The following is a 13,609-nucleotide window of genomic DNA, read 5'->3' on the forward strand; positions in this document are numbered from 1 at the left end:
AAGGGCCCGGAGCGCCATGCTCCGGGCCCTTCTTCGACACGCTGTGCATACGCAGCGCGACGGTACGGCTACGCTCAGGCGGCCGCGCCGCCCCGGCCGTTCGCCAGACGCGGCAGGATGCGGAAGCCGATGCCACCGGCGATCATCGTCGCGGCGCCGACCAGCAGGAACGCGGTCTGTCCGGCACCGGTCTCGGCGAGCTGCTTGCCGCCGCCCTTGGCCGAGGTGTCCGAGCCCGTGTCGGTGAGGGCCGAGGAGCCCTCCTCCTGGGAGGCGTTGTTGTTGCCGCCGCCGTCGGGGGTGGTGTGGCCGTTGCCACCGGAGGTGCTGGAGCCGCCGCCGTTGCCACCGCCGGAGTTGCCACCGCCGGAGTTGCCGGAACCGCCGCCGTTGCCGCCGCCCGAGTTGCCGCCGCCGGAGTTGCCGGAACCGCCGTTGTCACCGCCGGTCGAGCTGCCGCCACCGGTCGTGCTGCTGCCACCGGTCGTGGTGCTGCCACCGGTGCTGTCATCGCCACCGGTCGTGCCACCGGTCGTGCCACCGGTCGTGCCGCCGGTCGTGGTGCTGCCACCGGTCGTGGTGCTGCCACCGGTGCTGTCGTCGCCACCGGTCGTGCCGCCGGTCGTGCTGCTGCCGCCGGTGCTGTCGTCACCGCCGATCACACCACCGATCGTGGTGTCGCCGCCGGTCGTGGTGCCGCCGGTGCTGTCATCGCCACCGGTCGTGGTGCTGCCACCGGTGGCGTCACCGCCGGTGGTGTCACCACCAGTGGTGCTGCTGCCGCCGGTCGAGCTGCCACCGGTGGTGTCGCAGACGCCGATGGGGTCGCAGCCACCGCTGCCGCCGCCGTCGGTACCGCCGTCGGAGTTTCCGCTCGCGCTCACACCAAGGCTGATCGGGCCCGCCTGGACATCGAGGTCCAGGGCGGAAGCCGCGCCGGCGGCGGTCAGCGAGGCACCCGCCGCGATCACGGCGCCGGCGGCTATCCGCGCGACCCGGATCCGCGTCTTCTTCGTCATATGGTTGCTACCCCCAGTAGCTGTTCGTCAATGAGGCGGCGTGCGGGGCTTGCCGTGATCGACGGAGGCAGCTGACGAAGCCCGGATCATGTCCGAGTCATCCCATTCCCCCGGTTCACATGCGCCCCAGAGATACGCATGCCACGCTTCACCCTTCCCATTTTTCAAAGCAACGTCAAGGCCGTTGCGGGCGCAATGTCCGATGGGGTGGCGTTTGCCGGGAAATGGAGACTGTGAGTGTGATGTAAAACCCAGACAAATGACAACTGCCGCCACGCGGGCGGCAGTTGTCATGTCGACAAAGTTACTTCTCCTGCTGCTTGCGCCAGCGAATGCCGGCCTCCAGGAACCCGTCGATCTCACCGTTGAACACGGCCTCGGGGTTACCGACCTCGTGCTCGGTTCGCAGGTCCTTGACCATCTGGTACGGGTGCAGCACGTAGGAACGCATCTGGTTGCCCCAGGAGTTGCCGCCGTCGCCCTTGAGGGCGTCCATCTTGGCCTGCTCCTCCTGCCGGCGCCGCTCCAGCAGCTTGGCCTGGAGGACGTTCATCGCGGTGGCCTTGTTCTGGATCTGCGACCGCTCGTTCTGGCAGGAGACGACGATGCCGGTGGGGAGGTGGGTCAGGCGCACCGCCGAGTCGGTGGTGTTCACGCCCTGGCCGCCGGGCCCGGACGACCGGTACACGTCGACCCTCAGCTCGGACTCGTCGATCTCGATGTGGTCGGTCTGCTCGACCACGGGGAGGACCTCGACACCCGCGAAGGAGGTCTGGCGACGCCCCTGGTTGTCGTAGGGCGAGATCCGGACGAGCCGGTGGGTGCCCTGCTCGACGGAGAGCGTTCCGTAGGCGTAGGGAGCCTGGACGGCGAAGGTGGTGGACTTGATGCCCGCCTCTTCGGCGTACGACGTCTCGTAGACCTCTGTCTTGTATCCGCGCTGCTCGGCCCAGCGCAGGTACATGCGCTGCAGCTTCTCCGCGAAGTCGGCGGCGTCGACGCCACCGGCCTCGGCGCGGATGTTGACGAGCGCCTCACGGGCGTCGTACTCACCGCTCAGCAGCGTCCGGACCTCCATCTCGTCCAGCGCCTTGCGCACGGAGGCCAGCTCGGACTCGGCCTCGGCGCGGGTGTCCGGGTCGTCCTCCTCCTCGGCCATCTCGAAGAGCACGCCGAGATCGTCGATCCGGCCGCGCAGCGCCTCCGCCTTCCTGACCTCCGCCTGGAGGTGGGAGAGCCTGCTGGTGATCTTCTGCGCCTCGTCCGGGTTGTCCCACAGGGACGGCGCCGCCGCCTGCTCCTCAAGCACGGCGATTTGTGCCCTCAGCCCATCGAGGTCCAGGACGGCCTCGATCGACTCCATGGTCGAGGAGAGGGACTTCAGCTCTTCGGATACATCGACGACTGCCACGCCTCCAGCGTAACGGCTCCACCGACCAGCGAGGGCCGAGCGGGGGGAGGTGATGGGGGTGGGGGGTCCGGAGGGGGGCGGAGCACCCCTGGCGGGTCAGGGGGTCGAGGTGCTGTGGGTGTCCTGCGGGGGCTGATCGTCCCCTGACGTCGCCGCCCACGCGCCGACGCCGATCGCCGCAGCCAGCACCACCCCCGCGACGCCCAAAGTGATCCTGCGGCGCCGAGCGGCAGCGCGATGCCGAGCCGACCCGGGCCGCGGCGCACCCGACGCCCTCGGCACCCGTGCCGTCCCCCGCGCCCCGCCCGCCAGCTCATCGGGCCCCGGCACCCTCATCGACGTATGCGTGTCCCGATTGGAGTCCGGCTTCGCCCCCGGCACCAACGGCACCGCACCACGCCGCCGCACGGGCTCCCCGGGCACGGCCGGCGCCGGCGCCTCCTGCGGCCCTTCCTCGTCGGACTCCGCCTCCGGTTCGTCCACATCCAGCGGCGCCATCCCCACCAGCATCGGAAGCTGTTCCCGCAACCGCGCCCCCAGCTCCGACGCGCGCAACCGCGAGGCCGGCGCCTTCGCCAGGCACTGCACGATCAGCTGCCACAGCTCATCGGGGATACCGGGCAGCGGCGCGACGGTCTCCGTGACGTGCCGCCGCAGCACCGCGCCGGGGTGACCGCCGCCGAAGGGGGTGAAGCCCGCGAGCAGCTCGTACAGGACCGTGGCCAGGGCGTAGATGTCCACGGCGGCGCGCGGGGGCAGCCCCTCGACGATCTCCGGGGCCAGATAGTCGGGCGTACCGATGATCTTCGTGGCCCGCGTCCGCTTCGGCGAGTCGATCAGCTTGGCGACGCCGAAGTCGGTGAGCAGCGCGGGGTGGGCCCCGCCCGGGCCGAGCGGGCCCTGCATGTCCAGCAGGACGTTCTCGGGCTTCACGTCCCGGTGCACGACCCCGGCCGCGTGGGCCGCCGCGAGCCCGTCGGCGACGTCCGCGACGATCGCCACGGCCGCCTCGGGCGCGAGCCTGCGCTCACGCTCGAGCCGGGTGCGCAGATCGGTACCGCGCACCAGGTCCATGACGAGGGCCAGGTCGTTGCCGTCGACCACCAGGTCGCGCACGGAGACGATGTGCGGGTGCTCCAGGCCGAGCAGTGCGGTGCGCTCCTGGACGAAGCGCCCGACGAGCTCCTGGTCGGACGCGAGATCCTCACGCAGCAGCTTGACGGCGACGGGCCCGTCCGGTCCCTCGCCCAGCCACACCGTGCCGGCGCTGCCCCGCCCCAGGATCTGGTTGGCGGTGTACCGGCTGCCGATCTTCCGTGCCAAGACTGCTCCTACAGACGCGTGTTGTCGTTAAAACTACGCGTCCGAGGAGCCAACCTTCACCGCGGAGACGGAAATCACCCGGCAGATGTCGACAAATACCCAAACCAGCGATCAGTTGCCGCTGCCGGAGGAGCTGCCCAGCTTCTTGACCAAGTGGCTCACCGAGCCCACCAAGTCCTTCACCTGGTGCCAGTAGCCCTTGCCGTGCCCGATCCAGGTGTGCAGTGGCGTCAGCTCATAGATCAGCCAGCTCGCGATGATCAGGATGACGATCGTGAACAGGCAGCCCTTCAGGCAGCCGAGCCCGGGGATCTTCATCGGGTTCGCGCTGCGCTGCCGCGGCGCCCGCGGCTCGCGCGCGGGCCGCTGCGGCTCGGGAGCGGGCGGCGCGTACCGCTGGGGCTGCTGCTGCGGGGCGTACTGCTGGGGCTGCTGCTGCGGATGGCCGTATCCGGCCGGCGCCTGCTGCTGTCCGCGCGGCTGCGGACGCTGCGGGCGCGCCTGCGGGGCCTGGCGCGGCTGCTGCTGCGGCCGGGCGGCCTGCCGCTGGGGGCGGCGGCGCAGCGGGTCCGCGTCGGGGTCGAGGTACTGGATCTGCGTCTGCTCGTTACGGTCCCGGGCGGCGCGCAGCTGGGACTGCCAGGGGTGCGGCTGCTCGGGCTGCTGCCCCTGGCCGCCGGGCGGGCCCTGCGGCATCGGCGGCATGACCGCCGTCGGGTCCGCGGCGCCCGTGTTCGGCAGCACGGCGGTGGGGTCGGCCGCGCCGACGGGGCCGCCGGTGTGCGGCAGGAAACTGGTCGCGGCGTTCGGGTCGTACGCCCCCTGCGGCGCGTTCGTCGGCAACACCTGCGTGGGGTCGGCGGCGCCGGGCACGCCCGGGACGGCGGCCGGGGCCGGGTCGGGGGCCAGCAGGGCGCCGACGCCCTCGGCGGCGGCGATCTGGGCGGCGTTGGCGTGCACGCCGATGCCCTCGGCGACCACGCGCAGGCCGCGCGCGAGGTTCTCCGCGCTGGGCCGTTGCTCGGGGCTCTTGCGCAGGCAGCGCTCTATGACCGTCCACAGCGGGTCCGGGACGGTGGAGGGGCGGCGCGGCTCGGCGCTCAGGTGCTGGTGCAGGACTTCGAGGGCGGTGCCGCCGGAGAACGGCGGGCGGCCGGTGACCAGCTCGTACAGCAGGATGCCGGCGCCGTAGATGTCGACGGCGGAGGTCTGCGGGCGGCCCTCGGCGGACTCCGGCGCGATGTACGCGGGCGTGCCGACGAACTCGTGGGTGCGGGTCAGGCCAGGGGAGTCGGCGAGACGGGCGATGCCGAAGTCGGTCAGCATCGGGTGCATCCGGCCGTCGTACTGCTGGAGCAGCACGTTGGCGGGCTTCAGGTCGCGGTGGACGACGCCGTCGGCGTGACTCGCGGCGAGGGCGTCGGCGATCTGCGCGGTCAGCAGGGATGCGGCGACCGGGGTGAAGGGGCCGTTCTCGCGCAGGTAGCGGTGCAGGTCGGGGCCGTCGACGAGGTCCATGACCAGGGCCAGCAGATCGCCCTCGACGACCAGGTCGCGCACCCGGACGATGTTCGGGTGGGTGAGCCGGAGCAGCACGGCCCGCTCCCGCAGGAAGCGCATCACGATGTCCGGGTCGCCGGCCAGCTCCTCCTTGAGGACCTTGATCGCGACCGTCTCGCCGGGCTGGCCGGCGACGGCCGCCTCGGCGCCCGCGGTCTCGCGCTGGCGGGCACGCCAGACGGTGCCCGTGGCGCCGCGCCCGAGCGGCTCCTCGAGCAGGTACTTGCTGCCGACTGGCCGCACGTCACGCGCTCCCTGCTGCTTGTTGCTGCTTGCTTGCCTGCATTCCGGTGTTCCGACCCACTGTAGTGCCGCTCCACAAGGCACTACGTATGCGTTCCCGACGATGTTCGCCGGTCCTCCCCGGCCATGTCGGTCCGGGTTCATGCCCGGGTTCATGTCCGGGTTCACGGCCAGGTTCGAAGGAAAGACGCTCGCCTCGGTCTCCTGGTTGCCGCGTTCCGGACGTGACCGATCTCAACTGATCATCGAGGAGCTACTGGTCAGGCACTTTTGGGGGCAGAGCTGACCAATCAAGATCACTTGGCACCGGGTCGCGGGCGCGTTGTCAGTGACAGGTGCGAGGATGCGTGCAGTACTGGCCGACGTGCTCGTGCGGGGTGGGGGAAGTCCGCGCCCGGGCAGAAGGGACCGCTGACGGCGATGCAGATCCGGCTGACCGTCGTAGACCCGCTGGGCCCGTCTCCGCAGCGGGGGCGTGTCGCGAGCCGCGACGTGCTGGTGACGGCGCCCGCGGGCACGGACCTGGCCGCGGTGGCGTCGGCGCTGGCCGCGGGGGTCACCGGAGAGAGCGGCGCGGGGCGGGAGTCCAGTGGCGCGGCGGTCGTGCTGTACGCGGGTGCCGAGCGGCTGGACGCCCGCCGCTGCACCCTCGGCGAGCCTCCGCTGGTCGACGGCGCCGTGCTGTCCCTGGGCACCCCGGCGGCCCCCGAGCCCCATCCCGAGCTGGACGACGCCCCGACCCAGCTGCACGTGGTCGCGGGTCCGGACGCCGGCGGGGTCCATCTGCTGCACGGCGGCCGGATCACGGTCGGCCGCTCCGCCGACGCCGACGTCCCGCTGGACGACCCGGACGTCTCCCGCCTCCACTGCGCGGTCACGGTCGCCGCCGACGGCCGCGTCTCGGTGGCCGACCTCGGCTCCACGAACGGCACGGCCCTGGACGGCACGCGCGTGGGCGACCGCCCGGTGCGGTTCCCCGCGGGCGCACTGCTGAGGATCGGCGAGTCCGCCCTGCGGGTGAGGCCGTCGGGGGGTCCCGGGGCGCGGGTGCAGACGGTCCCGGACGGGGAAGGGTGCGTGCGCGTTTCCCTGGCGGCCGGGGAAGCCGGTGGTCCCGGGCCGGCCGGTGGCTTCGGGGGTGACGCGCAGCCGGGTGCGGACGCCGGGGCCGGTGCCGCGGGGCACGCGCGCGTGGAGCCCGCGTCGGGCGCGGGTGGCTGCGGCCCCGCCGGACCGACGCATCATGCCTACGGCTCGGCGGGCTGGGGCTCCTCGGGCGCTGACACGGGGGCTCAGGAGCACCGCCGCGGGGAGCCGACGGTGCCGGGCCAGGCCGGGGCGCCGCATATCGAGAGCCGAAGCGGAAGCACGGGAACACAGGGTCCGGCCTCCGGTACGCCTGCCGACAGCGGAGGCACGGACGCGGGGGACACGCACGCGGGGCGGCACGGCGTCGGCGTACACAAAGGCTCCTACGTCGGCACGCCTCAGCACATCCCCGGGCCGGGCAACGCCTCTTCCGGTACGGACACGGACGGCTCCAGCAGCCGCAAAGGCACACCCCTGCGGGGCACCGACATCCCCCAGGGGGCCCGTCGGCGGGGCGGGCTCGGCGCATGGGCCCGGCGGCTGGCCGGCGGACGCGCGGAGCAGCCGGCCGCCGGACCGGAGGCGTACGGCGGTGAGGCCGCCGGGCCGTCCCACACACCGGTGACCGGTGTCCCGCAGCAGCCCGAGACCTGGCCCGACCCGGCCGCGCTGCTGCTGACCGCGCTCGGTCCCGGGCCCCGGCTGTGGGAGCGCGGGCCGGGGCACCCGGAGGCGCTGACCGTGCGACTCGGCACGGCCGACCGGAGCGCACCGGACGGCTCGGGCGTGCTGCCGGCCGTGCCGGTGACCGCCGCGCTGCGCGAGGCGGGCGCGCTGGGCCTGGCCGGCCCGCGCCCCCGGCTGTCCGGGCTGGCCCGCGCGGTACTGGCCCAGCTGGCCACGCTGCACTCGCCCGACCTGCTGGAGATCGTGCTGATCAGCGCGGACCGCTCGCGCCCGGAGGCGGAGCGCACGGCCGAGTGGTCCTGGCTGGGCTGGCTGCCGCACATCCGCCCGGGCCACAGCCAGGACTGCCGCCTCCTGCTGGCCTACGACCGCGAACAGGCGGCGGCCCGCGCGGAAGAACTCCTGCGCCGGGTGGAGGAGTACGCGGCATCGGGCCGCAGCACAGCCCAGCCCGCCTCGCCCCGCACGCCTGCGGCAGGAACCCCGGCTCCGCCACCCGCAGCACCGGCCTCGGCGACAGGCCCCGCCGCAGCAGCCGTGGGCACCGACGCGGTCGCTGGTTCCCCCCAGCGGGCTTCCGCTCGCCGCCCCTCCTGGGCCCGGGAGGGTGCCGAGCCGGGCGGTCCGGGCGGCTTTGCGGGGCCGTACACCGTGGTCGTCGTGGACGGGGATCCGGGCGGTACCGCCCTGCGGGAAGCCGTGGCGCGGCTGGCCGTGGCCGGGCCGCGGGCCGGGATCCATGTGGTGTGCCTCGCCGAGACCACGGCCGCCACCCCGGCCTCGCCGGTGGCGCAGACGTACGAGGCGGCCTGTGCGGTCACGCCCACCTTCCGGCACTGCGGGGCCGTCGCGCTGCTCAGCGGTGACGTCGCCGGCACCCTGCATCTGATGCGCGTCGCGCCCGGCGGTCCCGTCGGCCCCGGTGCGCTCGCTTCCGTCGACGCCGTCTCCCCCGCCTGGGCGGAGCGGTTCGCGCGGGCGCTCGCGCCGCTGCGCCCGGACGGCCCCGTCGGTGAACGGCACGCGCGCGTGGCCACGCCGCTGCCCCCGTCGGCGCGTCTGCTGGACGAGCTGGGGCTCGCCCGGGCCACCCCGGCCTCGCTGATGGCCCGCTGGGCGGACGCGGCCGACGACACCGAGTCGCTGGGCGGGCGGGCCCGGGCGGTGCTCGGTGCCGGGCCTCGCGGCCCGCTCAGCGCCGACCTGGTGGCGGACGGGCCGCATCTGCTGATCGAGGGGCCGTCCGGCAGCGGCCGTACGGAGCTGCTCCGCGCGGTGGTCGCCTCGCTGGCCGCAGCCGAGCGGCCCGACCGGCTCGGCATGGTGCTGATAGACGGCCGGGACGGCATCGGCACGGGCGCGGGGCGCGGTGAGGGCTTGCGGGTCTGCACGGACATACCCCATGTGACGACCCACCTCATTGCCAACGACCCCGTCCGCATGCGGGAGTTCGCGCAGTCGCTGAGCGCCGAGCTGAAGCGGCGTACGGAGCTGGTCGGGCGCACGGACTTCGCCCAGTGGCACACCGGGCGCGAGGTGTCGGGCCGCATCATCGCCCAGCGCAGCCCGACCGGGCGGCCGGCCGCGCCCGGGACCGGAGACATTGAGGCGCCGCCCAGCTCCACGCTGCGGCTGCGGCCCGGCGCCGCCGCACGGCAGCGCACCGAGGCCGCGCCGCCGCTGCCCCGGCTCGTCGTGGTCGTGGACGACCTGGACGCGCTGGTCTCCCCCGCGCTCGGCTCCCCGGGCCGGCCCGCCGCCGGGTCGGTGATGCGGGCGCTGGAGGCGGTGGCCAGGGAGGGCGAGCGGCTCGGCGTGCACCTGGTGGCGGCGGCCGGGACGGAGGGCCGTACGGCCGAGACGGAACCGGCCAGGATGGCCACCCTGCGCATCGTGCTGGACGCGCCGTCCGCCGGGCCGGACGAGCCCGCGCCGGGGCGCGGCAGGCTGATGTACCCGGACGGGCGCTTCGTCGCCTTCCAGGGCGGCCGGGTGACGGGCCGCATCCCGCGCACCGCGACCCAGCGGCCCACGGTCGTCCCGCTGGAGTGGCAGCGTATGGGCGACCCGCCGGCCCGCCGTCCCGTCCGCGAACTGGGCAACGGCCCCACCGACCTGGCCCTCCTGGCGAGCGCGGTCGAGCGCGCGGCCCGCGAGGTCGCCGCGGCGGAGGTTCCCTCGCTGCTCTAGGTGTGCTGTCCGGCTCTCTGGTCGGAATCGGCACGCATACGTCCCTGATCACGAGCCGGTCACGATGGGCCGCCGGACGGCGCAGGCGCTCTTGCCGCCCTTGTGCGGCCCGGCGTAGACCGGAGCGCACGGACAGTGTTCTGAGTTCGACGGAGAACGACGAACGGGGAAGTGATGCGTGGCAACAGCAACACGATCCAGACACACAGGGCCGTCTCCACACTCGCCGCGCTGCTCGCGGGAGCCCTCGCGCTCACCGCCTGCTCCAGCAGCGACCACAAGAAGGACAACGGCGGCAAGAGCAGCGGGGCCACCGCCCCCGGCTCCACGCTCACCCTGCCGAAGCTGGACGGCGCGACCCTGGAGGTCGCCGCCGTCTGGACCGGCACCGAGCAGAAGAACTTCAAGCAGGTCCTGGCGGAGTTCGAGAAGCGCACCGGCGCGAAGGTGACGTTCGTGCCCGCCCAGGACCCGATCATCAACTTCCTCGGCTCGAAGATCGCGGGCGGTCAGCCGCCGGACGTCGCGCTGCTGCCGCAGCCCGGAGCGATCAAGCAGGCCGTGGACAAGAAGTGGGCCAAGCCCCTCGGCGCCGACGCGCTCAAGGAGCTCCAGAAGAACTACTCGCCGGGCTGGCAGGACATCGGCAAGGTCGGCGGCAAGCAGTACGGCGTCTACTACAAGGCGGCCAACAAGTCGCTGATCTGGTACAACGCCAAGGTCTTCGAGGGCGCGGGCGCCAAGGAGCCGAAGACCTGGCAGGAGCTGCTGAAGACGGCACAGAATGTGTACGACTCCGGTGTCACCCCGTTCTCGGTCGGCGGCGCCGACGGGTGGACGCTGACGGACTGGTTCGAGAACGTCTATCTGTCCCAGGCCGGGCCTCAGAGGTACGACCAGCTCGCCCAGCACAAGATCAAGTGGACCGATCCGTCGGTGAAGCAGGCCCTGACCACGCTGGCCCAGATCTGGGGCAGGAAGGACTATGTGGCGGGCGGCGCGGACGGCGCCCTGCAGACCGAGTTCCCGGCGTCCGTCACCCAGACCTTCACCGGCGGCGACCAGCCGAAGGCGGCGATGGTCTACGAGGGCGACTTCGCGCAGGTCAACATCGGTGACACCAAGGCGAAGGTGGGCACGGACGCGAAGGTGTTCCCCTTCCCGGCGGTGGGTTCGTCCGCGCCGGTGGTCTCCGGCGGTGACGCGGCCGTGATCCTGAAGGACTCCAAGGCGGCCCAGGCGCTGGCCACGTTCCTGGCCTCCCCGGACGCGGCGACCATCCAGGCCAGGCTCGGCGGCTACCTCTCGCCGAACAAGAACGTGCCGGACTCGGCCTACCCCAACGAGGTGCAGCGCACGATCGCCAAGGCGCTGGTCGCGTCCGGCGACGACTTCCGCTTCGACATGTCCGATCAGGCCCCGCAGGCCTTCGGCGGCACCCCCGGCAAGGGCGAGTGGAAGGACCTGCAGGACTTCCTGAAGAACCCGAAGGACGTGGCGGGCACCCAGGCGCAGCTGGAGAAGGACGCGGCGGCCGCGTACGGGAACGGGAGCTGATCCGGTCATGGCATCGGCAGCGGCGGCCGGGGCCCCACCGGGCCCCGCCGCACCGAAGAGCCGCAAGAGCGTGACCGGCACCCGCAAGGCGGTGGCAGGCCTCTTCCTGCTGCCGGCCCTGGTGCTGCTCGGCGCGCTCGTGGTCTACCCGATCGGGTACTCGGTCGTCCGCAGCTTCTACAACGCCTCCGGCGACGGCTTCGCCGGCTTCGACAACTACAAGGCACTGTTCACCGACGACGGCATCCGCACCGCGCTGAAGAACAACATCATCTGGGTGGTGTTCGCGCCCACCGTCGCCACCGCGCTCGGCCTCGTCTTCGCGGTGCTGACCGAACGGGTGCGCTGGGGCACGGCGTTCAAGCTGGTCGTCTTCATGCCGATGGCGATCTCGATGCTGGCCGCCGGGATCATCTTCCGGCTGGTGTACGACCAGGATCCGAACAAGGGCGTCGCCAACGCGGTGTGGGTGGGTGTCCACGACACCTTCGCGCAGTCGTCGGCGTTCCCGAAGGCACACCCGGGCCGCGAGTCGCCGCTCAAGGCGGACCAGGGGGGCTTCATCACCACAGCCACGGTGCACACCGGCCGGACCGTCACGCTCCCGCTCGTCGGCGTCGCCCCCGACCAGATGCCCGGCGACGCGAAGAAGGCCGTGGCCGCCAAGCCGGAGCCGGGGAAGATCACCGGCACCACCTGGCAGGACTTCACGCGCGGCAAGGGCGTCGGCAGGCTCGGCGCGCCCGACCCGTCCGAGCTGGGCTACGCCGGGATGCGGATCGAGGCGGTCGACACGGCCGGCCAGGTGGTGGCTTCCACGAAGGCGGCCTCCGACGGCACTTTCACCCTGCCCGCCAAGGCGGACGGCGCCCGACTGCGGCTTCCCGCGAGCAACTTCAGGGCACCGTACAACGGCGTCGACTGGCTCGGCCCGGCGCTGGTCACCCCGGCCATCATCGGGTCGTACGTATGGATGTGGGCGGGCTTCGCGATGGTGCTGATCGCGGCCGGACTCGCGGGCGTGCCCCGGGAACTGCTGGAGGCGGCACGGGTCGACGGCGCGAACGAGTGGCAGGTGTTCCGCCGGGTCACCGTGCCGCTGCTCGCACCGGTCCTCGCGGTCGTCACCGTCACACTGATGATCAACGTGCTGAAGGTGTTCGACCTCGTCTACATCATCGCCCCGGGCTCCTCCCAGGACGACGCGAACGTGCTGGCCCTGGAGCTGTACCGCAAGGGCTTCTCGGAGGGCCAGCCTGGCATCGCGAGCGCCATCGCGGTGTTCCTGCTGCTCTTGGTGATCCCGGTGATGCTGTTCAACATTCGCAGGCTGCGGCGGGAGGTCAGGCGATGAACTCGCGTGTGCCTCAGGACGGCTGGGAGTCCGGGGGATATCCCCCGGGATGGCGCAGCAACATTCGCAGGCTGCGGCGGGAGGTCAGGCGATGAAGCCGCGTGTGCCTCAGGACGGCTGGGGGTCCGGGGGATATCCCCCGGGATGGCGCAGCAACATTCGCAGGCTGCGGCGGGAGGTCAGGCGATGACGACCGCTGCCGAAAGCGTCGGAAAGGCGGCACCCGCCGATATGACCGTGAAGGCCCGGCAGTCGCTCGGTTCGAAGATCACCGAGAAGCTCAGCGGCGGACTGGTGCGCGTCTTCCTCATCCTCGTCGGCCTGTTCTGGCTGGTCCCGACCATCGGCCTGCTCATCTCCTCCCTGCGCGCACCGGAGGACATGAGCGCGAGCGGCTGGTGGAAGGTGTTCGCCAAGCCGTCCCAGCTGACCTTCGAGAGCTACCGGAAGCTGCTGGAGAACGGCGACATCACCCACTCCCTGCTCAACACCGTGCTGATCACGGTCCCGGCGACGATCCTGGTCGTGGTGATCGGCTCGCTGGCCGGGTACGCGTTCGCGTGGATGGAGTTCCCGGGCCGGGACTGGTGGTTCCTCGGCGTGGTCAGCCTGCTGGTGGTGCCGGTACAGGTGGCGCTGATCCCGATCGCCGAACTGTTCGGCAGGATCGGCCTGTTCGGGACGATCTTCGGGGTGATCCTGTTCCATGTCGGCTTCGGCCTGCCGTTCGCGGTGTTCCTGCTGCGGAACTTCTTCGCGGAGATCCCCAGGGAGCTCCTGGAGGCGGCCCGTCTCGACGGCGCCGGTGAACTGCGCCTGTTCGCCCGGGTGGTGATGCCGCTCGGCGGGCCCGCGATCGCGAGCCTCGGCATCTTCCAGTTCCTGTGGGTGTGGAACGACATGCTGGTCGCGCTGGTGTTCACCAAGTCCGACTCGCAGCCGATCACGGTCGCCCTGCAGACGCAGGTACGGCAGTTCGGCAACAACATCGACGTGCTGGCACCCGGCGCGTTCATCTCGATGGTGATCCCGCTGGCCGTGTTCTTCGCGTTCCAGCGGCAGTTCGTGACCGGGGTGATGGCGGGCGCGGTCAAATAGCAACAAAAGGGGCACTTTTCGAGGGGTGGGCCTTCCGTGGCCCGCCCCTCCGCACAGCACCGGGTGTCCCCCACATGC

The 13,609-nt window shown here is 72.4% G+C and carries 8 protein-coding genes; 4 read left to right on the plus strand and 4 right to left on the minus strand.

The window, feature by feature from the left end; all coding sequences use genetic code 11:
* Positions 1 to 74: 74 nt before the first annotated feature.
* From AQI88_RS21090 to AQI88_RS21105, 4 genes are all read right to left on the minus strand, one after another.
* Positions 75 to 1,019: a hypothetical protein gene (locus AQI88_RS21090; RefSeq protein ID WP_067001573.1), complete on the minus strand. Its 945-nt coding sequence runs from the start codon at positions 1,017 to 1,019 to the stop codon at positions 75 to 77.
* 304 nt (positions 1,020 to 1,323) lie between these two features.
* The gene (gene prfB, locus AQI88_RS21095; protein ID WP_067001576.1) at positions 1,324 to 2,430 is read right to left on the minus strand and encodes a peptide chain release factor 2; all 1,107 of its coding nucleotides are present in this window, start codon (positions 2,428 to 2,430) and stop codon (positions 1,324 to 1,326) included.
* A 96-nt stretch (positions 2,431 to 2,526) separates the two neighbouring features.
* Positions 2,527 to 3,753 carry a serine/threonine-protein kinase gene (locus tag AQI88_RS21100; RefSeq protein WP_067001578.1) on the minus strand — a complete coding sequence of 409 codons (1,227 nt, stop codon included), beginning with the start codon at positions 3,751 to 3,753 and terminating at the stop codon, positions 2,527 to 2,529.
* A gap of 111 nt (positions 3,754 to 3,864) precedes the next feature.
* The gene (locus AQI88_RS21105; protein WP_067001580.1) at positions 3,865 to 5,556 is read right to left on the minus strand and encodes a serine/threonine-protein kinase; all 1,692 of its coding nucleotides are present in this window, start codon (positions 5,554 to 5,556) and stop codon (positions 3,865 to 3,867) included.
* Positions 5,557 to 5,976: 420 nt separating this feature from the next.
* On the opposite strand from AQI88_RS21105, the gene AQI88_RS21110 reads away from it, so the two are divergent.
* The 4 genes from AQI88_RS21110 to AQI88_RS21125 all read left to right on the plus strand — a co-directional run bounded on the left by AQI88_RS21110 (position 5,977) and on the right by AQI88_RS21125 (position 13,531).
* Entirely contained in the window at positions 5,977 to 9,522 is a 3,546-nt protein-coding gene (locus tag AQI88_RS21110; protein WP_067001583.1) for an FHA domain-containing protein, read from the plus strand.
* 174 nt (positions 9,523 to 9,696) lie between these two features.
* Entirely contained in the window at positions 9,697 to 11,079 is a 1,383-nt protein-coding gene (locus AQI88_RS21115) for an ABC transporter substrate-binding protein (RefSeq protein ID WP_067001587.1), read from the plus strand.
* Positions 11,080 to 11,086: 7 nt separating this feature from the next.
* On the plus strand, positions 11,087 to 12,433 hold the full coding sequence (locus tag AQI88_RS21120; protein WP_079057699.1) for a carbohydrate ABC transporter permease: 1,347 nt from the start codon (positions 11,087 to 11,089) through the stop codon (positions 12,431 to 12,433).
* 186 nt (positions 12,434 to 12,619) lie between these two features.
* Positions 12,620 to 13,531, plus strand: coding sequence for a carbohydrate ABC transporter permease (locus AQI88_RS21125; RefSeq protein WP_067001590.1), 912 nt, complete (start codon positions 12,620 to 12,622; stop codon positions 13,529 to 13,531).
* Positions 13,532 to 13,609: the final 78 nt, after the last annotated feature.

Source organism: Streptomyces cellostaticus, assembly GCF_001513965.1.
Taxonomy (GTDB): Bacteria; Actinomycetota; Actinomycetes; order Streptomycetales; family Streptomycetaceae; genus Streptomyces; species Streptomyces cellostaticus.